Source organism: Murimonas intestini, assembly GCF_024622195.1.
Lineage (GTDB): Bacteria > Bacillota > Clostridia > Lachnospirales > Lachnospiraceae > Murimonas > Murimonas intestini.
The window spans coordinates 18,201-41,952 of sequence record NZ_JANKBI010000018.1 but is presented as its reverse complement, the minus strand read 5'-3'; the positions used below and the strand labels follow the sequence as shown (position 1 = coordinate 41,952).

Sequence of the window (23,752 nt, the reverse complement as noted above, 5' to 3'; positions counted from 1 at the left end):
ACCAGGTCAATAAATCATCTGTGCAGACTCTTGATGAGGCATATAAAAAGCAAAAAGAACTGAAAAAGAGAATGAAACTTCAATTAGAGAAAATAATTCAAAAAAATTCTTCTGTGGGATCGGATATATTGTGGCGATTGTATTTGCTCTTATTGAGATATGTTTTCTTTGATTTTAAAATGCGATATTTCAGAATTTAATTGTGATTTTCAATATATTAGATTGTCCAAAACGCATTCATATGATATGATAAAAAATACGATGTGAACAGAGATTTTAAACAAATAAGACTGAGGTGAAAAAATGGCAATTAGTTACAAGAAATTGTGGAAATTGTTGATTGATAAAGACATGATGAAGAAAGATCTGCGTGCAATGACAGGAGTTAGTACAACAACGATGTCTCGATTATCAAAAGATGAAAATGTTAGTACAGAAATTGTGTCGAAGATTTGTTCTGTGTTAAATTGCGATGTTGGAGACATCATGGAATTTGTTCCAGATAAAAAAGAGGAACAGTAAGGAGGTACGGTAGCATGGATCATTCTTATCCTTATATTGCGTCTTTGACCAGAGAGCCGTTCCTTTTCTCCGAAATGCGTTCTACCGCAAAGCTGATGGCATCAGGACTTTCTGATGATGCGATTGAAAAAAATTGTAGAGCAGAATCTTTTCCAGTACCCAACGGAAAAATCCATCACACGCATGGCGAAAGCCTGCATCAAACGGCTTCATGCGCTGGAAGATGATTCACTGGTTTCTGCGATTGCATCACAGCCGACAGATGTAGCAAAACAGATTTGTCTGTATGCATTGATGAAGCGAAGCCGACTGGTCTGGGAATTTATGCTGACGGTTATTGGCGAGAAGTACCGGTTAAGGGACACGTCTTTTGGTAAGATAGATTTGAATACATTTTTTATGCGTTTGCAGGAACAGAATGATACCGTAGCTTCCTGGAGCGATACCACAATAACAAAGTTAAAACAGATTATTGCCAGCGTTTAATTGCTTTTCGTAGGAGGGAGCCAATGAGTGATAAGGTGAATTTCGGCACAGCCGAAAGAGAGGGCGGCCCGGGCCGTATAAAAGAACGCCTGGACAAAGTTCGGGCATTGATTCAGGAACCGGAGTTTCTGGAAGGAAAGGGACTGAGCAATGAGGTGAATATTAGAATCTTCTGCTATGAACCAGAGAATGAAATGGTTGTCCGCCATTTTGTGAATCAGCTGGAAAACCATCATTTAGAGTAAAAGATAACGGAACATTTATAGAAAGTGCCTCTTGTATGTGTCGCATAGAGGAAGGGTGTGAGAAATATCTTCTTGGATACTTAAATTCATGCGTTGCGGATGTTATTTTGGATGCACTGAATCCTACTATGCATTTTCAACCGGGTGATATTAGTAGATTACCATGGAGAGTTAAAGCAGATAGGAAAAAAGAAATTAGTATGTATGTACAGCAGAATATTGATGAATCACATAAAGATTGGGATTCTTTTGAAACCTCATGGGACTTCCCACACCATCCACTGCTTCGCAAAATTTCTACCATTGCGGAAGCCTTTGATCAGTGGCAGGCTGAATGTGACAATCGTTTCAATCAACTGAAAGTCAATGAGGAAGAACTGAACCGCATTTTCATCGACATTTACGGATTACAGGATGAGCTGACACCAGAGGTTGAGGATAAGGCTGTAACTGTTCGCAAAGCTGATCTTGACAGGGATATTCGCTCTTTCATTTCCTATGCGGTTGGTTGTATGTTCGGTCGCTACTCTTTGGATATGGACGGACTTGCTTATGCAGGCGGCGAATGGGATGCTGGAAAGTATGCTTCTTTCGCTGCGGATAAGGATAATATTATCCCGATTTGTGATGATGAATACTTTGAGGATGATATTGTCGGTCTGTTCGTGGAGTTTGTAAAAACGGTTTATGGTGCAGATACATTGGATGAAAATCTGAAATTCATTGCCGATGCACTTGGCGGCAAAGGTCAGCCGAAGGATGTGATTCGTAATTATTTCCTGAGCGACTTCTATGCTGACCATTGCAAGATTTATCAGAAACGCCCGATTTACTGGCTATTTGACAGCGGCAAGAAGAACGGCTTTAAGGCTCTGATTTATATGCACCGTTATCAGCAGGATACGATCGCCCGTATTCGTACCGACTAAGTACATGAACAGCAGGCTCGATATCGTACTGCCATTGCTGACCTGGAACAGCGTGTTACTAACGCTTCCACCGGCGAGCGTGTGAAGCTGAATAAAAAGCTGACTGCTTTGCAGGCACAGGATACAGAGATTAGAATTTATGAGGAAAAGATACATCACCTTGCTGATCAGATGATTTCTATTGACCTGGATGATGGCGTGATGAAGAATTATGCAATTTTCCAGGATGTTTTGGCTAAAATAAAGTAAGGGAGAAAAGTATGAGTGATGAAATCAATATGACGATTTCTATTCCCACGGATGATGATGGCTATGTTCTTCTGCAATGCGAGCATTGTGGCACATATTTTAAGGCAACTCCTTCTGATTTAGAGGATGACAGGGTGCTTCATATATTTTGTCCAAGCTGCGGTTTAATAAGTGAAAATTATGTTACGGAGGATGTGTTTGAACTTGCCATGAAAACGGTGACAAATGCCGTCAATGATATGATTTATAATGAATTTAAAAAAATGGAACGGCATAGTAAAAAAGGAATCATTACATTCAAGGTTGAAAAACGTCCGAAGCATGAAAATGAAGACCCTATTCGGTCAGGCATAGAAGCAATGGAAATTTGCAATTTTTCATGTTGCGAGCGTACTACAAAAATCAAGCCATTATTAAAGATGACGGGTGCGTATTGCCCGTTTTGTGGGGTGAAAAACTATGAAATTGAATAGAAAAGAACTTAGAAAAATCCAATATGATTTTAACAGCTGTTCAAATCGACTACTTCAGGCAGACTATGAAGATTATGCTGGGGTGCTTGCAAAATTTGTGAAATATATGGATAGCACTCCGATTATCAATGATTACATACATGGTTGCGGCAGTTGTGATTGGGATTTAGAAAAAGAAATTAAGGAAGTACAAGGATCATACGGACACTTGGTTTTCTCATTGGGTGAAACCGATGAAGAAGAAGTACGAAATGTGTATGCTGTTTTACGATATTTAGTAGAAACTAATAGTTCTGTATATCGTGGTGTTGCTATAGGATATTCTTCTTCCGCTAAATGGCAGGATAAAATCAAAGGCTTTAATGAACGATTTGTTATGGTGCTGATTCGCCATGTAGAAAGATATTTAACGAAAATAGGTATTGATATGGGAATAGATGAAAAGAATGTTTATAACGTGACTGTGCAAAATGGTCAAGCTATTATTGCAAATGATAATTCTTCTGTCACGGCAACTACAAATATTGGCGCAACTGCAAATGCAATAGAACAGTTGATTGCCGCAGTTCGAACAAAGATGGACACCCTTACATCAGATGAAGATAAAGAAGCTGCATCTGAAAGCCTGGAAGTTATAAAAGCAGAAGTCATATCTGAAAAGCCAAAGAAATCTATGATAAAAACGGCAATAGCTTCGTTGCAAGCTATAAAAGGAACCGTCGAATTTGGATCGGCTGTTACGGCTTTGATTCAGTTTGTTGGATCAATGCTATCGTAACAACGGTTAAAACTGTAAAAGAGAGCGGGGTGTTATGATGACCATAGAAGAAATTCTTGCAGGAGAATCGAAGAACGTAGAGTTCAAAGAAAGCCTGCCGGAGAAAAGCATCAAATATATGAAGTCCGTGGTTGCCTTTGCAAATGGTTATTATCCCGGATATTACTTTACAGACGATTGATGGTAAGACAGTTATTGTGGTAGAGGTTTCTGAGGGCAGACAGCGCCCATATTATATCAAAGCCCTTGGCAGAGAAGGCGGTGTATATGTTCGTGTTGCCGGAACCACCCGGCTTGCTGACGAGTATATGATAAAAGAATTGCTGTTTGAGGGAAGCAACCGCTACTACGATCAGTCTTTGTGTACCGGGTTGAATATCACGGATGAAGATATTGATGCTCTTTGCAAAGGTATGAAAGGGCAGGCAGTCAAAAACGCCCATACGGAGGAACAGAAAGCATCGATTAAAGATGTTGGCAGACAACAACTCCGTTCATGGGGCGTTCTGATTGAGCGTGATGGAAAAGATTATCCGTCCAATGCTTTTGCTATTTTAACGGGTAACGGAGGACTTCATGTTGCAACGCAATGTGGCGTGTTCAAAGGTACAACGAAAGCGGTATTTGTTGATCGACGGGAGTATACCGGTCCGCTTTGGGAGCAGATAGACGAAGCATTTCAGTTTGTTCTGCGAAATATTCACTTGGGTGCTACCATTGTGGGGATTTATCGGCAGGACATTTATGAGATTCCACCGGATGCCATTCGTGAGTTGATTATCAATGCCATGGTGCATCGTAGTTACCTGGATCATGGTACGATACAGGTTGCAGTATATGACAATCGATTAGAAATCACTTCTCCTGGAAAGCTGCCAATGGGACAAACTATGGAGCGCATGAAAGAAGGCTATTCTAAAATCAGAAATGAAGCTCTTGCTCATGCGTTTGCTTATATGAATTTGATTGAGCATTGGGGAAGCGGTATTCCGAGAATTATTGATAAAGTAAAAGCTGCCGGACTGCAGGAACCGGAGTTTATAGGTGGCGAGGTTGATTTGCGTATTAATATTTATCGAGGTCAGATTGATGGCATTGTTGACCTCAATGACTCCAATCGTAATCTCAATGATCCCAATAGTGCCGATAAAATGCCGGATAATACTATCAAAGTGCCGAATAGTGCCGATGAAGTGCCGGATAATACTATCAAAATGCCGGATAGTGAACAGGAACAACGCATTTATAAATATGTATTGGAAAATGGTTCTATAACAACAAATAAGGTGATGGAACTTCTCAATGTGAAGCAACGTAGAGCAAGGGTTATTTTGCAGTTGATGATTGAAAAAGATTGGCTGAAGAAAGCAGGTGCAGCGAGAAGCACAATTTATGTAAAAAATACGGAAGGGAGATAATGCAGCGTGGATACAGACAAAGTAATACAAGACTTGAACCGCAGATTTGCTGCACCTCTGCCGGAGTTTTATCAGCGTCGTATCATCTTTTGGTACGATGAAGATAAGGAATTTGAGGATAAGCTGGACGAAGTGGTTCTGGAAAATGCAAAGGTCATTGCACTGACTGGCAATAATGCGTTTTCTGTGAAGAAACTGCTTTCGGTAGATGATCTGACCACAAACTATCTGTGATGTGGCACGATATGTTGAGGATGAAGCCCGTTTGCATCAGCGTTTCGAAAAGCTAACTGTGGATGATTTGGCAGGAACCGAGTGCTTTCCGTGCATCAACGAAGTGATTCTGACTAAGCTGATGACAGAGATCAGCGACCATATCATTGATGTGGACAGCATAACTTCTACTGTTGAAAAGCGAAGAACCTGTGCATGGTATGAGCCGTTTGAGAATTTTTATGACGGTATCTTGCAGGTGGCAAATATGCAGAGCTTCTTTAAAGAGCATTCTGCCGGATTCCATACCGCAGAAGCAAAAGGAATCTGGAAAGAATATACGGAAAGCTATTATCAGATGGACACCTATTACCGCTTGTTTCATCTTAGTTTTCAAAAGAGTCTGGAGACTTCCAATATTCTTCTGGACGATTTGTTTAAGCACGTTGTCGATAAAGTGGAAGGACTTTATACTCATTGGTTTCTGGGCGAGTTGGGTAATAACTGGTCCGATGTATGTGCGGATGAACTGGCAACCTATGGTAAGGTTTTGGAAGTACCACAGCAGGAAGAATTTTATTATTCCCGCATAAAAACTTCAGATACCAAGGTGTTCGTGATTATTTCGGATGCTATGCGCTATGAAGTGGCGGCTACCATGGCAGATCAGCTTCAGAGAGAAACACAGAGTAAGGTTTCCATCAGCAGTATGCAGAGTATTTTTCCTTCTATCACAAAGTTCGGTATGGCATCGTTACTGCCGCACAAAGAACTGACGGTAGAGGTTCGGAATGATATTTTGACAGTTTTGGCAGATGGTCAGTCTACGGCAAGCATCTATCGGGATAAGGTTTTGAAAGCAGAAGATTCAGCGAGTGTCGCATTGAAATATAATGATATTATTGCCATGAAGCGAGCAGAGAGAAGTGCCCTGGTGAAAGGAATGGATGTGGTTTATATTTATCACGATACCATTGATGAAGCCAGCCATACTTCCGATACTGCTGTTTTTGCAGCTTGCGATAAAGCAATTTCAGAATTGAAGAATCTTGTGCGTATTATTGTAAATGAATTTGGCGGCACGAATATTTTAATTACGGCTGACCATGGATTCCTTTATACATACAGTCCTTTAAAGGAAGAGGATAAGGTAGATAAAAGAGGCTTTTTTGATGCGGATGTAGTAAACTCTGATGTTATAAAAAAAGAAAGCATCAGACGGTGTGTGGAATATGGAAGAAGATATGCAATTATGCAGAAAGGTGTACAGCCAGATTATTTGATGCCTGTAAAATTTCTGGGGGGAAATACAGAGTTTGAAGGATTTACTCCAAGAGAGAGTATCCGGATTAAGATGAGTGGCGGTGCTATGAATTTTGTGCATGGTGGTATCAGCTTGCAGGAAATGGTTGTTCCGGTGATCGAGTACCACTATCTCCGCAATGATTCTATGGAGTATAAACGTAATAAGCAGAAATATGATACCAAACCGGTAACAGTCAATCTGCTGTCCGCAAATCGTAAAATCAGCAATATGATTTTCTCACTGAACTTCTATCAGAAGGATGCAGTCAGTGCAAACCGTGAAGCGGCTACTTATCAGGTTTACTTTACGGATGAAAATGGCCAGCGACAACGGTGCAGAAAGAACTTTCCGCTGCCAGTTTAATCTGAAATCTCTGAAATACAGCAATACCGCTACTTACTATCTGGTAATTGCAGATGAACAGAGAGTGCAGATGCCACAACGTGAGCCGTTTCAGATTGACATCGCCTTTGCGGTGGATGAGTTCAATTTTTTTAGTTAATACCGCAGGAGGATAAAGATGGAGCAATTTACAGAGGGTGAAAATACCCGTGAAGAAATAAAGAACAAGCTCCGTCAGGATTTTGACGGTAAGATTGTTCGGAAAGACCTGACAAAAATCAAGGAAGGGGCGAATGTTCCGGTTTATGTCCTTGAGTTCCTGTTGGGGCAGTATTGCAGCTCAGATGATGAAACTGTCATTGAAAAAGATGTACAAAATGTAAAGCGGATTCTTGCTGACAACTTTGTATGCCCGGATGAATCGCAGAAGATTCTTTCTCAGTTGCGTAAAAAAGGATTGCTTTTTTGCAGAGTTTTTTGATCTGGGAGTTGGCAATGTACCGATTACTGACAAAAACCCGGAAAGTTTGATCGTTTACTCTGTGGTGGTATCTGGTGCATTGTTCAGTTGGATTATGAAGTTGAAGGTGACAATAACTTTGGCATTGAGGATATTGACGGGAATCCGCTTTGTTCTAAACAAAAAAGCAGAAAGAGATTTCGCCAATTAGTATCCGTAAGTTGACAACGATTCGGTTGCCACACATTGATATTGATGAATTGAAGCAGAGACGAAAAGCCTTTACAAAAGACGAATGGCTGGATATTCTTCTCCGTTCTATCGGCATGACCGAGAAGGTGGCACTTCCTACATTGACTGCCCTTTGCTCGATTGCACTGGGAAAACCAGTGGTCAGCAATCTGGCAATTCTGGGAGATATTACAATCAGCGGCACGATGATAAAGGTGGATGAACTTGCCAATACGCTTCAAGTATGCCTGGACAGTGGTGCAAAGAAGGTGCTGATTCCGAGTACCTCGTTTGTTGATTTCGCAAGTGTTCCGGCTGATCTGATGAGTACATTCCAGCTGATTCCGTATCAGAGTGCGTAGGATGCTGTGTTTAAGGCGCTGGGTGCCATTCATGTGGTTTTAACAGGTATGTATGCTGGTCAAAATATTAGGAATCAGCTGTCAGCATATTTATTTAATAGAGAGGCAGTTGAGGAATATCTGGTATCCGTGAAGGTTGGACATCCGATTGCACCTCCGGATCCGTAAACCTCTTGATTTTTTGTGGGATTTAAATTACACTCTTTATATAAGTTAGTAGTTACTTCAATGCTAATTTTTAAGTTAAAAGCGAAATCTCTGGCAGCTAGAAAAATGATATCCCCATCGTTGGATAAATTTCCAGTGGTGGGGAAAATTTTATATTAATATTCGCCATTTCTTCTTAGGTTCAAATTTCCCACATCCTTCACAGGTCTGTGGCCAGTTGATTTTCCACTCAAAATATTCATCTCTGGTAATCTCACCGGATTTCAATTCATCCATATTGCAGGCCTGTTTTATTATTGAAGTATTAAAAAAGAATATTTATAATTAGAGTCAGAAATGGAGGGATAAGATGTTTAGAATTGGTGAATTTTCAAAACTGACACAAGTATCTGTTCGTATGTTACGATACTATGATGAAACTGGTTTACTAAGACCAGCGGAAATTGACTCATGGACTGGATATCGTATGTATTCAGTTGAACAGATACCTACTTTAAATAAAATTATATATCTACGTGACAGTGGGTTCAATGTGGCTGAAATAGCAGTTGCCCTTAATGGTGAAAATGATACTTTAATTATAGAGCAGCTTGATAAAAAATATGAAGATATTAAACATAACATACATACAGAGCAAGAAAAGCTAAAAAAAATTGAACTTGCTAAAAATGAGTTGTTGAATGGAAAAAATGAAATACATTACAATATTTCTATAAAATCTGTTCCAGGTTACCAGGTTCTGTCATTGAGAAAAGTAATACCTGACTATTATTCTGAGGGTGGATTGTGGAATGAATTATCAGAATTTGCCAAACAGCATAGAGTTGAACTCCTAAGTGATACATTTTCTATTTATCATGATGAAGATTACAGGGAAGAAAATGTTGACGTGGAACTATGTGTGGTTGTAAGCAAAGCTGGTAAAGATATAGAACCCTTTAAATTCCGGCGCACTGAACCTGTTCCTATAATGGCTTGTACTATGGTCTATGGAAATTTTTCAAATATTGCGGCTGCATATCTCACATTTGCAAAATGGTTACAAAATAATAGTCAGTATAAAATGAAAGGTGAAAATAGGCAAATTGTACATCGTGGTCCGTGGAATGAAGAAAATCCACAGAAATATTTAACTGAAATTCAGATACCTTTAGAAAAAAACTATGAAAACGTCTTGTGATTTTGCAGGACGTTTTTTCTTGACTCTCACATGATGTTAGGGTTTACTGTTTGATTACAGATAAATGAAAATGGAGGAAAAAATATGAAAACTTATAACGTAAATTCGATAGGAATTATCTGTAACAATGAAACAGGAACATTTATTAAACTAAAGGCTGAATTTATTCCAGCATTAAAGGCTTTGGATGGTTTTAGCCATATCAATGTTCTTTGGTGGTTCAGTGATTTTGATAAGGAAGAATATAGGTCTGTATTAGAGACAGAACAGCCTTATAAAAATGCTCCAGAAAAGATGGGTATTTTTGCCACAAGGTCGCCAATACGTCCAAACCCTATTGCATTAACGGCAGTAGAGATTATTCATGTAGATTATCAGAATGGTATTATCCAGATTACCTACATTGACGCTAATGACAATACACCTATTATTGACATCAAGCCTTATACACCGAGCCTTGACAGAGTGGAAACACCAGTTGTTCCCGGATGGTGCAGCCATTGGCCGAAAAGTTTAGAGGAATCTGGAACATTTGCATGGGAGCAAGAATTTAACTTTTAGGAGTGGTGCATGATGAGTCTACAAGATTATATATCTGAAAAGCCGGCTATCCATACGGAACTAGGATTGGTTCTCATGGCAAACAGTAGAAAAGGCCACAAAGGAAGAAAATTAAGAGAGGGCGAAAGCTGGCGAAGTGATGGCAGATACAGTTACCGCTGCACAGATGTTCGGACAGGCAAACGTCTTACCATCTATGCACAGGACTTACCAGAATTGAGAGATAAGGAAGAAGTAAAAGCCGCAAAGAAAGAGCATAGAAAAGCAGAACTGCTACCGAAAATTTCCGCTCATATCATGCGCCACACAGTTTGTACCAGAATGGCAGAGTGCCGTATGGATATAAAAGTTTTACAGTATATCATGGGTCATGCACACATTGATGTGACTATGGAAGTATATAACCATTTAGGTGACAGAGCGAGAATTGAAAATGAGGTTGCGAAGCTGGACAGCATGGCGGTAAACTTCTGACACCAGAAAAACAAAAATAGGTGTCAAATTGGTGTCAAAATAGAAAAAATGACAATTTCAAGAGAAATAGATTGCTGCAAACCAGTGATTTTAAAGGGTTGCTAAAAAAATCAGAAAAAATTAGCACTCACCTCTTGACAGTGCTAACAATATGTGCTATAAAATATATAACAAATGAAACAAATACAACAACCAATTCGGTTACAACAGCCGATACAGTTAATATAAATCCAAGGAGGAATGACTTATGTTATTAAGGAACAGAGCGTTTGATTTATTTGATGAGATGTTTAAGGATCCGTTTTTTGACCGTGTAATTGATAATGGAACAGCGCAGGTCATGAAGACGGATGTGAGAGAAAAGGACAATGGTTATCTGGTTGATATTGAACTGCCTGGTTACGCAAAGGAAGATATTAAGGCAGAGTTAAAAGACGGCTATCTGACTATTACAGCCATCAGAAATGACAATAAAGAAGAGAAAGATGAGAAGGGCCGTTATATCCGGAGAGAGCGCTATACAGGAACCTGCAAGAGAAGCTTCTATGTAGGGGAGAATGTAAAACAGGAGGATATCAAGGCAGGGTTCCAGGATGGAATATTGAGACTGGCAGTGCCAAAGGATACTCCGAAGCCGGTAGAAGAAAAACCGAAATTCATTTCGATTGAATAATTTATATCCATGTACCGGGAAGGCATAACATTACTGTTCACTCCGCGGCCAGTAACACGCTCCGTGATGCACAGAAACGGCATAACTGCCTTCCCGTTCACATAGACTTTGGAACATGTTGACAGATGAATTTTGCCGCATATGAGCGGCACGATGCTCTAAACAGGCAGAAATGTCTGGTTAATTTTTAAGGAGGAATGACTTATGTTATTTAGAAACAGAGCGTTTGATTTATTTGATGAGATGTTCAGAGACCCGTTCTTTAGCGGAGCATTTGAAAGCGGTACAACACAGCTGATGAAGACAGATGTCCAGGAACAGGACAATGGCTATCTGGTAGACATTGAGCTGCCGGGGTATACAAAAGAAGATATCCAGGCAGAGTTAAAAGATGGATACCTGACCATCACAGCCAATAAGAACGAAAGCAAGGACGAAAAAGATGACAACGGCAAATTTATCCGCAGAGAACGTTACAGCGGGACCTGCAAGAGAAGCTTCTACGTTGGCGAAGGAGTTAAACAGGAGGATATCAGGGCAGGCTTTAAGGATGGAATCTTAAGGCTCGCAATTCCTAAGGCAGTCCAGCAGCAGGTAGAAGAGAAGCCGAATTATATAGCTATTGAGTAGTGTAGAGCAGACATCTTATAAATAAGAGGTAAGTAAAAAAGCTGTACCGGCCATTTGCAACAGGCCGGTACAGCTTTTGTGCGTCTATGGCACGGCAGCTCTCGGAATGTTCGTGCATTTTTGCGCGAAGTTACTTCACGGAACAGTGGAAGGCTGAATTGTTATGCTCTGTGACCAATAACGCGCTCGATACTTGATATTTTGCATAAAATAGGGTAATCTTAATGATAGATTATATGCGGCTCCCTCGCCTCGATGGGGTCATTATAAAAATAATTAGGAAATGAGGTTAAATGGAATGGAAAGAGCTTATGAAAAATTTCTTCGTTATGTGGTAGTTCCCACGGCGAGTGATTATGAGAGCACCACAGTGCCCACGACTAAGGAGCAGTTTGTGCTGGCCAGGCAGCTGGTAAAAGAGATGCAGGAGCTGGGGATCCAGGATGCAAGGGTAGATGAAAACTGTTATGTATATGGCATGATTCCGGCCACAGAGGGGTATGAGGACAAGACTAAGATCGGGTTCATCGCTCATATGGATACAGTATCTGATTTTGCGGACCATCAGGTGAGGCCGATTCTCCATGAAAATTATGACGGAGGGGATCTGGAGCTGGGTGAGAGCGGCCGTAAGCTGGAGGTAAGGACTTTTCCTCATCTGACTAAACTGGCAGGCAGGACGCTCATAACCAGTGACGGGACAACAATACTTGGTGCAGACGACAAGGCGGGAATTGCAGAAATCCTGACTATGGCAGAAAGGCTGAAGGAAGAGGGTATTCCCCACGGACAGATCTCCATAGGGTTTACTCCCGATGAAGAGGTTGGACAGGGTGCAGATCTGTTTGATGTGGAACATTTCGGGGCTGAGTTTGCCTACACGGTTGACGGCGGCAGCGAGGATGAACTAGAGTATGAAAACTTTAATGCCAGCGGTGCAAAAATAGAAGTGACCGGCTTTAACGTACATCCGGGCAGCTCCAAGGATACTATGATCAATGCGTCTGCTGTGGCATCGGAAATCAACGAAATGCTTCCAAAGAGAGAAACACCGAGGGATACAGAAGGATATGAGGGGTTCTATCATCTGGAATATATATCAGGCACCGTGGAAAAAGCAAAACTTTCTTACATTATAAGAGATCATGACTGGGATAAATTTAAAAAACGCGAGCAGATCATGACTGATATCTGCGAAAAAATGAATGAGAAATACGGAGAGGGCACTGTTAAGCTGACTATCAAAGAGCAGTACCGGAACATGGCCGAGAAGATCAGGGAATGCTTCCACCTCATAGAAAATGCGTCAAAAGCTATGGAAAATGCAGGCATCAAGCCGTTTACACTGCCGATCCGCGGCGGCACAGACGGGGCACGGCTCAGTTTTATGGGACTTCCATGCCCAAATCTGGGTACCGGCGGCTATGCATTCCATGGACCATATGAGCATATCACAGCAGAAGGCATGGACAAGGCTGTGGATGTGCTGACTGAAATTGTAAAATTATATTCAGAGTAGGAACTGCAGGCCGGGACATTGGAGAGAGGCGGATAAGTATGGCAAAAGAAGTTAAAACAAATGCAATGAGGATTCTGGACAAAAATAAAGTTGCCTATGAAATGATCCTCTACGAATGTGATGAGTTTATTGACGGCCTTCATACCCTGGAAAAGACAGGGGCGCCTGCGGCTCAGTCCTTTAAGACACTTGTGGCTCAGGGAAAGAGCGGGGAATACTATGTATTTGTGATACCTGTGGCGCAGGAGGTCCAGCTGAAGCTGGCGGCCAGGGCCGTGGGCGAGAAGTCTGTGGAGATGATACATGTAAAGGATATTAATAAGATCACTGGCTATGTCAGGGGAGGCTGCAGCCCGCTGGGAATGAAAAAGCAGTACAAGACAGTAATACAGAAGAACGCCCTGGATTTTGATGAGATCTATGTGAGCGGAGGAAGGCTTGGGGCTACGATAAAGCTCTCTCCAAAGGATCTGTCCAGGGTAACAGGGGCAGTATTTGAAGACCTGACAGGTCAAAATGGATAAGAGGTGACAGATGTTAGAATTTATTAGTGGGTTATTGACGAGTCTGGATGACTTCCTGTGGAATATCCCCCTCATTTTTTTGATACTCTTTACAGGGATATATCTGACAGTCAGGCTTAAGGGACTTCAGTTCAGAAGACTTCCAAGAGCCCTGAAATACATGTTTAAGAATGAAGAGGGCGGAGAAGGGGAGGTAACCAGCTTTGCGGCGCTCTGCACTGCGCTCTCTGCCACTATAGGTACAGGAAATATTGTGGGAGTGGCTACCGCTCTTGTAGCCGGAGGTCCCGGCGCTCTGTTTTGGATGTGGGTGGCCGCCCTGTTCGGAATGGCGACAAAGTATGCGGAAGGCGTTTTGGCGATCAAGTATCGGGTGATTGGAAAGGATGGTCATGTGCTGGGCGGTCCCTTCTACTACATAGAAAATGGTATGGGCAGCAGGTTTAAATGGCTTGCTAAAATGTTTGCATTTTTCGGAGTTATTGTTGGTCTTCTGGGAATGGGAACCTTTACGCAGGTTAATGGCATCACAGATGCTGTAAAGAACTTTTTTGATCCCCAGACAGCGTGGAGCCTTTCCATTTTTGGCCGGGAATACTCATGGACTGTGCTTATAGCAGGCATCATACTGACTGTCTGTACCGGGCTTGTGATCATAGGCGGAATCAAGAGGATATCCAAGGTATCTGAGATCGTAGTCCCGTTTATGGCAGGACTTTATATACTGGTCATTGTTGTGCTTCTGGTCCTTAATTTTGATAAGATCCCTCAGGCCTTTGCACAGATCTTTGAGGGAGCCTTTGGCCTGCGTGCTGCGGCTGGCGGGGCATTGGGAGCCATGATGGCAGCCATGCAGAAGGGGATTGCCCGGGGAATTTTCTCAAATGAGGCAGGCCTTGGAAGCGCGCCGATCGCGGCAGCGGCCGCCCAGACGAATGAGCCGGTGAGACAGGGGCTTGTATCTATGACGGGAACTTTTATAGATACTATCGTAATCTGTACCATGACAGGCCTTGCGATCGTACTGACAGGGACATGGGATATAGGGCTGGAGGGTGTGGCTGTTACAACTACGGCCTTTGTTCAGGGCCTTCCCTTTGCAGAGAGCGTCAGCGCCTTTATCCTGATGATCTGCCTCGTCTTTTTTGCATTTACAACTATTTTGGGATGGAATTATTACAGTGAGCGCTGCCTGGAATACTTGTGCAAAGGAAACAGGAAAATCGTGCAGAGCTACAGATGGCTGTATATCCTTGCCGTTTTTATAGGTCCGTTTATGACTGTTTCAGTTGTCTGGACTATAGCGGATATCTTTAATGCCCTGATGGCATTGCCGAACCTGATAGCCATTGTGGCACTGTCGGGAGTCATTGCGGCGGAGACGAAAAAATATTTCAGCAAGCCCCATCGCCAAGGGTGATTTTCATGGGTTTGCAGGTAAAATTAAGAGAGGATCTGTCCGGTGCCAATGGGGCACTCAGGGCAGATCCTCTTTTATATAATTTTGCAGCAGCAGCGCAGTTACCAGGCGCGTTTTAAGATAGAAATGACGTCCGCTGTATCAGCTTTTTTGGGGTTTACTATCATGGCTCCGTCATTTACAGCTGCCTGAGCCACTTTTTCGAAATCCTTTTCTAATACGCCCACCTCCTGCAATGTCAGCGGAAGGCCGCACATTTCATGCAGCCGGCAGGTCATCCGGCGTATCATTTCAACGGTCTTTGACGCACGCTCCTGTCCGGGAGTGGAGGCATAAGTCTCTTCGTCAGTCATAAAGAGCAGCAGCTTAGCATAATCTTCCTCACATTTATCCATGTTGTATTCCAGACAGTAGGGCAGCAGAATGGTCATGGCTTCCGCATGGGGCACGCCGCAGATACCGCCCAGAGCGTGGCCTATGGCGTGAACGATTCCCACCATAGAATTGGAAAAGGCGGCTCCTGCCATTAAGGAGCCATTTGCCAGGGCCATGCGCGCCTCTTCATCCCTGCCGTTTTTTACCGCTGTATAGAGATTGGAGCAGATCATCTTGATGGCTGCAGATGCATATGCATCGCTGAGAGGATTTTTCTGGAGACAGGAGTATGCCTCTATCGCATGGCAGAGTGCATCCATGGCAGTGGAAGCTGTCATTTTGGGGGGCAGGCTTACGGTCATACGGGGATCCAGCACTGCTGCGTCAGGCTGGAGGTAGTATGAGATAAATTCCATCTTTACCTGTTTTTCTACGTTTTTAATAACTGCCACCAGAGTGGATTCCGACCCTGTGCCGGAGGTGGTGGGAATGATCACAAAGGGGATCTGGCGTCCCCTGCCGATGCATTCACATCCCATAAGCTCCAGGATGTCTGTAATATCCTGGGAGAGAAGCATTCTGACACCTTTAGCAGTGTCAATGACAGAGCCGCCCCCCGCGGCCACAATGCCGTCGCAGCCGGATTTCCTGTACAGGGCTGCGATCGCGTTTACTGTCTGGTCCGAGGAATCAGCCGGGATATCAGTAAAGACTGCAGCAGGCACGATACCGCCGGCACCCAGAGCGTCCAGCACTGTCTGCATTGTTCCGATCTTAGCCAGGACATTGTCTGTCAGCAGTATGGGGGATTTGCATCCCAGGTTTTCAAGTTCTGTGGGAATGTTTTCAAGCGCATATTTTCCGGCTAGAATTTTTGCGCTGTTCTGAAATTCATAATAAGCAGGCTTCATGGCAGATAGTTACTCCTTTTCAGGCCTTCCGGGACAAGTACTGCTGCGGTGCCGCACATATCTGGCGGTACTGAAGAGTAAACATGCCCAGGAGAATGCGGCCGTAGATATTCAGTGTACAATGTTCTTTTTCTGGTACTTCTTTGAGAATACGCCTTGTCATGACCCGGGGGAAGAGATAACCCTCTGCCAGGTCTGCACAGCGGCACAGGGACATGGTCTTCTGGACATCGCCCTCCAGGATGAAGCCGTGGGCGCTGTAGGAGCCTGACAGACCCAGCTGTCCTGTGAGGACAAGAAAGGCGGAATCAATACTCTTAAATGTGATGCGTACATTCCGGCAGTCTGGTGTGTATTCCTTCAGGCGGTTCAGAGAGTCTCCTGATTTTTCAAAACACAGGAAGGGCCCGTTTTTAGAAGCCTTCAGGCAGTAAACCATGCCCTCGGGCCAGGAAGAGATTTCTTTTGCGATCCTTGTATCGCAGGCAGCCAGCTGCTTTAAAGCCCCAAACAGGAAATACAGGACAATTGCGCAGATATTTTTCTTTAGTGTCAGGGACAGGCGTTTTTTCAAACTCATAGGAACCTCCATAAAAAACGATCCAGTTGTGATCGTGTGAAATAATGCCAGATCAATTTCACACTTATATATCACTAGACTCAAATATTTTGAATTACCAATTAAATAGAGTATAGCACAGATGGTTTGGTTGTCAAGATAAATACACCGGGGAATAAGGTAGGGATAACCGGATTATTTATAAAATTTTAACATAATCTAGCGGGATTCGATTATAAAGATGTGTTATCATATAATCAGTCGATGGCTGGTCAGCCGGAGAAAGGGGTTGATTTATATAGAAAAATTAGATAATAATGCACATTCAGTATTTCTGCTGTCTTATCACTTGATTATGGTGGTAAAATATAGGAGGAATGTCATAGATTATAAAGTCTCCAAACGTGCTGAAGAGATCTTCTGTTATATTGCGCCAAAGTATGGGATCACGCCGGAAGAATGGAACCATGGCAAAGATCATGTACATGTGAAGTTCCGTGCCCAGCCGAAAAGTGAACTCAGCAAGTTTATCAATGCTTATAAGAGTGCAAGCAGCAGGCTGATCAAAAAAGAGTTCCCGCAGATACGGGAAAAGCTCTGGAAAGAGGCGTTTTGGAGCCAGAGCTTTTGCCTGCTCAGTACGGGCGGGGCCCCCATAGAAACAATACGCACTTATATAGAAAGCCAGGGGGAAAAGCATGAACAGGGATAATAAACCACACAAAAAGAAAACGGATTCTGTCAGGAGGAAATAGTATGGCTGGATATAAGAAAACAGGCGGGTTCGGTGACCTGGAGGACTTTGAAAGGGAGGCTTTCGTAAAACTGGAAGGCGTTACTAAGGTTTATCATATGGGGGAGATAGATATCCATGCAGTGGATGGTATTGATTTTGAGATCGCCAAGGGTGAATTTGTAGTGATCGTGGGCCCCAGCGGCGCAGGCAAGACAACGGTTCTGAATATCCTGGGAGGGATGGACACGGCTTCAGGGGGCAAGGTACTGGTAGATAACAGAAATATAGCCAGATATTCCCAGAAGCAGCTGACCTCCTACAGAAGGGATGATATAGGGTTTGTCTTCCAGTTTTATAATCTGGTGCCTAACCTGACTGCTTTAGAGAATGTGGAGCTGGCCCTTCAGATATGCAGGAATCCTCTGAATGCCAGGGAAGTGCTTGAGGATGTGGGCCTTGGAGAAAGACTGAACAACTTTCCGGCACAGCTCTCAGGCGGGGAGCAGCAGCGTGTCTCGATCGCCAGAGCGCTTGCCAAGAATCCTAAGCTTCTGCTGTGCGATGAACCTACAGGAGCCCTGGATTACCAGACAGGCAAAGCTATACTGAAGCTATTGCAGGATATGTGCAGGCTTAAGGGCATGACGGTCATTGTCATTACACACAATACCGCCCTGACGCCCATGGCGGACAGGGTGATCAAGATCAAAAACGGGAAGGTCTCCCAAATGTACAAGAATGAGACTCCTGTATCCGTAGAATATATTGAATGGTAGGGGATCAGATGAAGAAGCGTGCACTCAGAAAAGATTTTTTTATGGAAATCAGAAAGAGCTTGAACAGGTTCATATCTATCTTTTTTATCGTAGCACTGGGAGTTGCCTTTTATTCAGGAATACAGGCTTCTGCTCCTGACATGCGCTATACAGGGGATGCATTCTACGATGAGCGGGACACTATGGATCTGAAGGTCATCAGCACTCTGGGAATAACAGACAAAGATGTGGAGGCGCTGAAGGCTCTTGACGGGATAGACAGGGTAGAGCCCGGATATATGCTGGATGCCATGACAGGCTCCGGTGAAGATGAAAAGGTATTACATATTGAGTCTGTCCTGCCGGAAATGAATAAGCTTACCTTGTCAGAAGGTGAGATGCCGCAAAATGAAGGGGAATGCTTTCTGGATTCTGAATTTGCGGCAAATGCAGGATATAAAGTGGGAGATACCCTGACGCTGCGCCTTGATAAGGATACTGACGAAGATACTTTGAAGACGCTGGAATATAAAATATCAGGGATTGGCAGCAGCCCGGCTTATATTTCATTCAGCCGCGGCAGTACAAATATCGGGACTGGTGAGGTCAGCGGGTTTGCATACATATTACCTGAAAACTTTGACCAGGAGGTCTATACCCAGGCTTATATGAAGGTTAAGGGAGCGCAGGAGCTGGTGTGCTATTCCCAGGAGTATGAGGATCTGGTGGCGGAGGTACAGGGCCAAGTTGAGGGTATCGAGGATATCCAGTGTGAGCAGAGGTATAATGAGATACTCGATGGCGCTGATGATAAGATCGCGGAGGCACAGTCAGAACTGGATGAGGGCCAGAGTGAGGCAGATCAGAAGCTCTCAGAGGCTGAATCAGAGCTGATTGAAGGAGAATCTGAACTGGCGGAGGGCGAGTCAGAGCTGGCAAAGGCGAAGGCAGATCTGGAGGACGCCCAAAAAGAGCTGGCAGACTCCAAAGCGACCATTGAGGAAAAGCAGGAGGAATGGAATAATTCTAACGAAGAACTGGGCAATGCCTGGCAGCAGTATGCTGATGGAAAAGCCCAGCTTGAGGCCAAGGAGGCGGAGTATAACGCATCCTACCCGGATGCCCAGGCCCAGATAGACAATGGGTGGCAGCAGCTCTCAGATGGAAAGGCACAGCTGGAGCAGGAAGAGGCAAATTATAATGCGGGCGTGGCGGAGCTTCAGGGGAAGAAGGATGAATATGAGTCAGGAGTTGCCCAGATCGCTCAGGCAAGACAGGATCTGGAGGCCGGTGAGGCTCAGCTTGCGGCAGCAAAGCAGGAGTATGATGCGGGTATGGCCGGACTGGATTCTGCCAGGGAGCAGCTGGCAGCGCTTCAGCAGCTGATCGATGCAGGGAGCGCCACAGAGGAGCAGATAGCGGCAGCTTCTGCTATAGAGGCCACCATTGCTGAGCAGGAGCCAGGCTTAACTGCAGCTGGCCAATATATAGCAGAGCAGGAACAGCTGCTTCAGGCCTCGCGTGCCGAGCTGGATGCGCAGGAGGCAGCCCTTCCTGATGCCGGAACGGTACAGGCGGAATTTGATGCAGCCCAGGCACAGCTTGACCAGGGCAAAAACCAGCTGGACGCAGCCAGGACAGAGATAGCAAATACGGAGGCCCAGCTGACTTCAGCCCAGGCCCAGCTGGATTCAGCATCAGCCCAGCTGCAGCAGGCCAGGGAAGAGCTTGCGTCAAATGAGGCGGCTCTTGCAGCAGCCCAGACCCAGTTGGATGACGGGGCGGCTCAGCTGGAGGATGGACGTAAACAGATAGCTGACGGTGAACAGCAGATAGCTGACGGCGAAAAAGAAATTGAGGATGCAGAAAAAGAGATAGCAGAGAATAAGAAGAAGCTGGAGGACGGCAGGAAAGAGTATGAGCAGGCTAAAATCGATGCCCAGGATGAACTTGAAAAGGGCAGACAGAAGATAGAAGATGCAAAGGCTGAGCTGGCTGACCTTGAGATGCCGGAGTGGATCATATATGACAGGTCATCTCTGAGTGAATATACAGGTTTTGGGGATAATGCAGACAGGATGAAAAATATAGGAGAGGTTTTCCCTGTCCTGTTCTTCCTGGTGGCAGCGCTTATCAGCCTGACGACCATGACCAGGATGGTTGAGGAGGAGAGGACACAGATCGGGACTATGAAGGCCCTGGGTTATTCTAAATGGCCTATCATGTCAAAGTATGTCTACTATGCACTGCTGGCGACAGTGGGCGGCAGTGTGTTCGGCGCCCTGATAGGTGAGAAGGTATTCCCGTGGGTGATCATAAGGGCTTATGAGATCATGTATCATATTCCTAATCTGGAGATCCCATACAATCTGCAGTTTGCTCTGATAGCTACCGGGGCCGCAGTGTTCTGTACAATGGCGGCAACGCTTGCGTCCTGCTACAAGGAGCTTTCAGAGACGCCTGCTTCCCTCATGCGCCCGCCTGCGCCTAAGCAGGGCAAGAGGGTGCTGCTTGAGAGAGTGACATTTATCTGGAAGCATTTAAGCTTTACCTGGAAGTCCACGATCAGGAACCTGTTCAGATATAAGAAGCGGTTCTTTATGACTATATTCGGAATTGGAGGCTGTATGGCGCTGATGCTTGTGGGATTTGGCATCAGGGACTCCGTTACAAACATTGCAGTCCTGCAGTACGGGGAACTGCAGCTTTATGATGGCATGGTCATTCTGAATGAAGATGCCAGTGATCCGCAGATAGAGGAGCTGGAAGAGTTCCTGTCTGAGAATCCCAAAGCTTCAGAAAAACTTCCTGCTGTAATGAAAAAGGTAAAGATGACATCATCTTCGGCATCAGGCAATCAGGAGGTATACCTGGTGGTTCCGGAAAATCTGGATGATTTCAGCAAATTCTTTGTGCTGAGAGACCGCAGGACAAAGACCCCATATACGCTAGATGATAGCGGAATCGTCCTGGCTGAGAAGACAGCCAAGCAGCTGGGGGCTGGTGTGGGGGATACTGTAGAGATTGTGGAAGATAATGGAAAGAACAAAGAAGCAAAAGTATCCGCCATCTGTGAGAACTATGTGAGCAACTATGCTTATATGGCCCCGGGAATGTACAAAGACCTTTATGGAGATGAGGCCAAATACAACAGTATTTTCTTTATGACTCCTGAACATGACAGTGCGTCAGCGTCCCAGTTAGGTCAGGAAGCGCTGAAATATAAGGGGGCTCTGAGCGTCAGCTACACCGGAAGTGTCATGAATGAGGTCAACGATATGCTGAGCAGCCTGGATACTGTAATCGTGGTCCTGATTACATCTGCCGGTATGCTTGCATTTGTGGTATTATATAATCTGAATAATATCAATATCAATGAGCGGAAGCGGGAGCTGGCTACCTTCAAGGTGCTCGGTTTCTACGACAAAGAAGTATCCGCCTATGTATACAGGGAAAATATCCTGCTTACCCTTATAGGGGCGGCCGTGGGCTCAGGGCTGGGGACTATCCTGCACCGGTTTGTCATTGTTACAGTTGAAGTGGATGCTGCCATGTTTGGAAGGAATATTGAACCATTGAGCTTTGTATATTCCATCCTGTTTACATTTGCATTCTCACTTTTTGTAAATGGTGTCATGTACTTCAAGCTGAAGAAAATTGATATGGTAGAATCATTAAAAAGTATAGAATAGAGGTCAAAATGAAATTACCAGAAGCGTTTGCCGATAAAATGAAGAACATCCTTGGAAAGGAGTATGAGGCTTTTGAGGCGGGGTATGATATGCCCCGCCAGTATGGGCTGAGGGTGAATACTCTCAAGATCAGCACGGAAAAGTTTGAGCATATTGCGCCGTTCCATCTGACAAAGATACCCTGGATAGAAAATGGTTATTACTATGAGGAGGAGGACGCTCCGTCCCGCCATCCATATTATTATGCAGGTCTGTACTATCTGCAGGAGCCCAGCGCTATGACTCCCGCTTCCAGGCTGCCTGTAAATCCCGGGGAGAAGGTGCTGGATCTGTGTGCTGCTCCGGGAGGGAAGGCCACAGAGCTGGGGGCAAGACTGAGAGGAGAGGGGCTGCTTGTGGCAAATGACATCAGCGCGTCCAGAGCAAAAGCCCTGCTTAAAAATGTGGAAGTATTCGGAATCCCCAATTCATTTCTGATCAATGAGGTGCCGGGCAATATATCAGACAGGTTTGAAGAATTCTTTGATAAGATACTGGTAGATGCCCCGTGCTCCGGGGAGGGGATGTTCAGAAAGGAGCCGGAGGTCATGAAGGCCTGGAGTGAGGACAAGCCGGCTGCCTGCGCCAGGGTGCAGAAGGAGATCATCCTGCAGGCGGCAAAGATGCTGCGGCCCGGCGGAATGCTCCTGTATTCTACCTGTACATTTTCACCGGAGGAGAATGAGCAGGTTATCCAGTATCTGCTGGATAACAGGGAAGATTTTGAATTAGTGCCGGCCAAAGGGTATGATGGATTCTCAGAAGGACGCCCTGATCTGGCAGGTGGCAATGAAGAACTGAAGAAGTGTGTGCGCATCTGGCCTCACAAAATGCAGGGTGAGGGACATTTTCTCGCATTGCTGCATAAGAAGGGGGATTCCTTAAATACTGGCGCTGCTGCTGTAACGTCAGCGGTGCAGGACGGGCAGCAGAAGGAAGAGAAGGCCGTGGTCCCGGCTTCGGAAGGACTGAAAGGGGCCAAAAATATCACGAAAACAGATAAGGCTGTGCTGGAAGAATTTTTCTGTGATGTCTATATGGATATAGACTGGAGCAGGGTAGAAATACGTAAGGGTCAGGTCTATTACGTACCTGGCGCCCTGGGAGAACAGAGAGGTGTGAATTTCCTCCGCAATGGACTGTATCTGGGCGAACTGAAGAAGGACAGGTTTGAACCCAGCCAGTCATTTGCCATGGCTTTGCATAAGTCAGACTACAGGATATGCCTGAATTTTCCATGGACGGACAGCAGGGTATCAAAATATCTGCGGGGAGAGACAGTGACTGTAGACGATATGCCTATCAAACGCCAGAGGGGCTGGCAGCTCATCTGCGTGAACGGGTACCCCCTTGGCTGGGGCAAGCTTGTAAACGGCCTTTTAAAGAACAAATATCTCCCGGGATGGAGGATGAGATAGAAGAAAAAGGGAGAAACGGAAAAATATGTCGAAAAAGGTTGTTTTAGGGGTGGAAATTCATTAACCGATTGTATATAATGAAAGATGCGTTGAAAATATAGCAA

Annotated in this window: 19 protein-coding genes and 7 pseudogenes; 23 read left to right on the top strand and 3 right to left on the bottom strand. The window is 44.5% G+C overall.

Translation table 11 applies throughout. From position 1 onward, the window contains the following. Window positions 1-303: 303 nt before the first annotated feature. From NSB28_RS20260 to NSB28_RS25180, 10 genes and pseudogenes are all read left to right on the top strand, one after another. Entirely contained in the window at window positions 304-522 is a 219-nt protein-coding gene (locus tag NSB28_RS20260; RefSeq protein WP_109748470.1) for a helix-turn-helix domain-containing protein, read from the top strand. A gap of 14 nt (window positions 523-536) precedes the next feature. Beyond that, a pseudogene (locus NSB28_RS20255) lies at window positions 537-1,008 on the top strand (DUF1819 family protein). A gap of 23 nt (window positions 1,009-1,031) precedes the next feature. Beyond that, entirely contained in the window at window positions 1,032-1,253 is a 222-nt protein-coding gene (locus NSB28_RS20250; RefSeq protein WP_330581498.1) for a hypothetical protein, read from the top strand. Between the two features lie 233 nt (window positions 1,254-1,486). Then, window positions 1,487-2,431, top strand: a pseudogene (locus tag NSB28_RS20245) (BREX-1 system adenine-specific DNA-methyltransferase PglX); the annotation flags it as partial. 11 nt (window positions 2,432-2,442) lie between these two features. After that, window positions 2,443-2,904 carry a hypothetical protein gene (locus tag NSB28_RS20240; RefSeq protein ID WP_109748471.1) on the top strand — a complete coding sequence of 154 codons (462 nt, stop codon included), beginning with the start codon at window positions 2,443-2,445 and terminating at the stop codon, window positions 2,902-2,904. Further along, window positions 2,891-3,682, top strand: coding sequence for a hypothetical protein (locus NSB28_RS20235; RefSeq protein ID WP_109748472.1), 792 nt, complete (start codon window positions 2,891-2,893; stop codon window positions 3,680-3,682). Before NSB28_RS20240 ends, NSB28_RS20235 begins: the two co-directional genes overlap by 14 nt. A 37-nt stretch (window positions 3,683-3,719) precedes the next feature. After that, a pseudogene (locus tag NSB28_RS20230) lies at window positions 3,720-5,100 on the top strand (ATP-binding protein). 6 nt (window positions 5,101-5,106) lie between these two features. Beyond that, the gene (locus tag NSB28_RS24885) at window positions 5,107-5,334 is read left to right on the top strand and encodes a hypothetical protein (protein ID WP_330581502.1); all 228 of its coding nucleotides are present in this window, start codon (window positions 5,107-5,109) and stop codon (window positions 5,332-5,334) included. Window positions 5,335-5,365: 31 nt separating this feature from the next. Beyond that, window positions 5,366-6,982, top strand: coding sequence for a BREX-1 system phosphatase PglZ type A (gene pglZ / locus NSB28_RS20225; protein ID WP_334304803.1), 1,617 nt, complete (start codon window positions 5,366-5,368; stop codon window positions 6,980-6,982). Window positions 6,983-7,139: 157 nt separating this feature from the next. Then, a pseudogene (locus NSB28_RS25180) lies at window positions 7,140-8,014 on the top strand (anti-phage BREX system Lon protease BrxL). 318 nt (window positions 8,015-8,332) lie between these two features. Here NSB28_RS25180 and NSB28_RS25175 read toward each other — a convergent pair. Then, window positions 8,333-8,455, bottom strand: a pseudogene (locus tag NSB28_RS25175) (helix-turn-helix domain-containing protein); the annotation flags it as partial. A 76-nt stretch (window positions 8,456-8,531) separates the two neighbouring features. Between NSB28_RS25175 and NSB28_RS20205 the strand changes: the two are divergent. The 9 genes and pseudogenes from NSB28_RS20205 to NSB28_RS20170 all read left to right on the top strand — a co-directional run bounded on the left by NSB28_RS20205 (window position 8,532) and on the right by NSB28_RS20170 (window position 15,163). Next, window positions 8,532-9,362 carry a MerR family transcriptional regulator gene (locus NSB28_RS20205; RefSeq protein ID WP_109748473.1) on the top strand — a complete coding sequence of 277 codons (831 nt, stop codon included), beginning with the start codon at window positions 8,532-8,534 and terminating at the stop codon, window positions 9,360-9,362. Window positions 9,363-9,446: 84 nt separating this feature from the next. Next, a complete protein-coding gene (gene tsaA, locus NSB28_RS20200; RefSeq protein ID WP_109748474.1) occupies window positions 9,447-9,923 on the top strand; it encodes a tRNA (N6-threonylcarbamoyladenosine(37)-N6)-methyltransferase TrmO in 477 nt (158 codons plus the stop codon). Window positions 9,924-9,932: 9 nt separating this feature from the next. Further along, a pseudogene (locus NSB28_RS25170) lies at window positions 9,933-10,127 on the top strand (integrase DNA-binding domain-containing protein); the annotation flags it as partial. Between the two features lie 18 nt (window positions 10,128-10,145). Next, window positions 10,146-10,397, top strand: a pseudogene (locus NSB28_RS25165) (tyrosine-type recombinase/integrase); the annotation flags it as partial. 247 nt (window positions 10,398-10,644) lie between these two features. Then, window positions 10,645-11,070: an Hsp20/alpha crystallin family protein gene (locus tag NSB28_RS20190; protein WP_109748475.1), complete on the top strand. Its 426-nt coding sequence runs from the start codon at window positions 10,645-10,647 to the stop codon at window positions 11,068-11,070. Between the two features lie 204 nt (window positions 11,071-11,274). Then, window positions 11,275-11,700, top strand: a complete 426-nt coding sequence (locus NSB28_RS20185; protein ID WP_109748476.1) for an Hsp20/alpha crystallin family protein — start codon at window positions 11,275-11,277, stop codon at window positions 11,698-11,700. Between the two features lie 298 nt (window positions 11,701-11,998). Further along, a complete protein-coding gene (gene pepT / locus NSB28_RS20180) occupies window positions 11,999-13,219 on the top strand; it encodes a peptidase T (RefSeq protein ID WP_109748477.1) in 1,221 nt (406 codons plus the stop codon). A 38-nt stretch (window positions 13,220-13,257) separates the two neighbouring features. Then, complete coding sequence (ybaK, locus tag NSB28_RS20175) at window positions 13,258-13,743, top strand: Cys-tRNA(Pro) deacylase (protein WP_109748478.1); 486 nt, start codon at window positions 13,258-13,260, stop codon at window positions 13,741-13,743. A 10-nt stretch (window positions 13,744-13,753) separates the two neighbouring features. Then, window positions 13,754-15,163 (top strand): alanine/glycine:cation symporter family protein, encoded by a 1,410-nt coding sequence (locus NSB28_RS20170; RefSeq protein ID WP_109748479.1) that lies wholly within the window; start codon window positions 13,754-13,756, stop codon window positions 15,161-15,163. Window positions 15,164-15,264: 101 nt separating this feature from the next. Here the strand turns inward: NSB28_RS20170 and NSB28_RS20165 are convergent, their stop codons facing one another. Together NSB28_RS20165 and NSB28_RS20160 are read right to left on the bottom strand one after the other, a co-directional pair. Beyond that, a complete protein-coding gene (locus NSB28_RS20165; protein WP_109748480.1) occupies window positions 15,265-16,449 on the bottom strand; it encodes an iron-containing alcohol dehydrogenase in 1,185 nt (394 codons plus the stop codon). A 19-nt stretch (window positions 16,450-16,468) separates the two neighbouring features. Next, complete coding sequence (locus NSB28_RS20160; protein ID WP_109748481.1) at window positions 16,469-17,029, bottom strand: hypothetical protein; 561 nt, start codon at window positions 17,027-17,029, stop codon at window positions 16,469-16,471. A gap of 277 nt (window positions 17,030-17,306) precedes the next feature. Here NSB28_RS20160 and tnpA point away from each other — a divergent pair, with 277 nt between their 5' ends. The 4 genes from tnpA to NSB28_RS20140 are packed head-to-tail and all read left to right on the top strand — an operon-like array spanning window position 17,307 to window position 23,648. Beyond that, window positions 17,307-17,720 carry an IS200/IS605 family transposase gene (gene tnpA / locus NSB28_RS20155; RefSeq protein WP_257497579.1) on the top strand — a complete coding sequence of 138 codons (414 nt, stop codon included), beginning with the start codon at window positions 17,307-17,309 and terminating at the stop codon, window positions 17,718-17,720. A 44-nt stretch (window positions 17,721-17,764) separates the two neighbouring features. After that, complete coding sequence (locus NSB28_RS20150; protein WP_109748482.1) at window positions 17,765-18,520, top strand: ABC transporter ATP-binding protein; 756 nt, start codon at window positions 17,765-17,767, stop codon at window positions 18,518-18,520. 8 nt (window positions 18,521-18,528) lie between these two features. After that, window positions 18,529-22,191: an FtsX-like permease family protein gene (locus tag NSB28_RS20145; protein WP_109748497.1), complete on the top strand. Its 3,663-nt coding sequence runs from the start codon at window positions 18,529-18,531 to the stop codon at window positions 22,189-22,191. Window positions 22,192-22,199: 8 nt separating this feature from the next. After that, window positions 22,200-23,648 (top strand): RsmF rRNA methyltransferase first C-terminal domain-containing protein, encoded by a 1,449-nt coding sequence (locus NSB28_RS20140; RefSeq protein WP_109748483.1) that lies wholly within the window; start codon window positions 22,200-22,202, stop codon window positions 23,646-23,648. The last annotated feature ends 104 nt before the right edge of the window (window positions 23,649-23,752 follow it).

Excerpts from the sequence above, each read along its gene's own strand:
- NSB28_RS20260 (WP_109748470.1), top strand. The coding sequence starts at position 304 with ATGGCAATTAGTTACAAGAAATTGTGGAAATTGTTGATTGATAAAGAC.
- NSB28_RS20250 (WP_330581498.1), top strand. The coding sequence starts at position 1,032 with ATGAGTGATAAGGTGAATTTCGGCACAGCCGAAAGAGAGGGCGGCCCG.
- NSB28_RS20240 (WP_109748471.1), top strand. The coding sequence starts at position 2,443 with ATGAGTGATGAAATCAATATGACGATTTCTATTCCCACGGATGATGAT.
- NSB28_RS20235 (WP_109748472.1), top strand. The coding sequence starts at position 2,891 with ATGAAATTGAATAGAAAAGAACTTAGAAAAATCCAATATGATTTTAAC.
- NSB28_RS20205 (WP_109748473.1), top strand. The coding sequence starts at position 8,532 with ATGTTTAGAATTGGTGAATTTTCAAAACTGACACAAGTATCTGTTCGT.
- tsaA (WP_109748474.1), top strand. The coding sequence starts at position 9,447 with ATGAAAACTTATAACGTAAATTCGATAGGAATTATCTGTAACAATGAA.
- NSB28_RS20190 (WP_109748475.1), top strand. The coding sequence starts at position 10,645 with ATGTTATTAAGGAACAGAGCGTTTGATTTATTTGATGAGATGTTTAAG.
- NSB28_RS20185 (WP_109748476.1), top strand. The coding sequence starts at position 11,275 with ATGTTATTTAGAAACAGAGCGTTTGATTTATTTGATGAGATGTTCAGA.
- pepT (WP_109748477.1), top strand. The coding sequence starts at position 11,999 with ATGGAAAGAGCTTATGAAAAATTTCTTCGTTATGTGGTAGTTCCCACG.
- ybaK (WP_109748478.1), top strand. The coding sequence starts at position 13,258 with ATGGCAAAAGAAGTTAAAACAAATGCAATGAGGATTCTGGACAAAAAT.
- NSB28_RS20170 (WP_109748479.1), top strand. The coding sequence starts at position 13,754 with ATGTTAGAATTTATTAGTGGGTTATTGACGAGTCTGGATGACTTCCTG.
- NSB28_RS20165 (WP_109748480.1), bottom strand. The coding sequence starts at position 16,449 with ATGAAGCCTGCTTATTATGAATTTCAGAACAGCGCAAAAATTCTAGCC.
- NSB28_RS20160 (WP_109748481.1), bottom strand. The coding sequence starts at position 17,029 with ATGAGTTTGAAAAAACGCCTGTCCCTGACACTAAAGAAAAATATCTGC.
- NSB28_RS20150 (WP_109748482.1), top strand. The coding sequence starts at position 17,765 with ATGGCTGGATATAAGAAAACAGGCGGGTTCGGTGACCTGGAGGACTTT.
- NSB28_RS20145 (WP_109748497.1), top strand. The coding sequence starts at position 18,529 with ATGAAGAAGCGTGCACTCAGAAAAGATTTTTTTATGGAAATCAGAAAG.
- NSB28_RS20140 (WP_109748483.1), top strand. The coding sequence starts at position 22,200 with ATGAAATTACCAGAAGCGTTTGCCGATAAAATGAAGAACATCCTTGGA.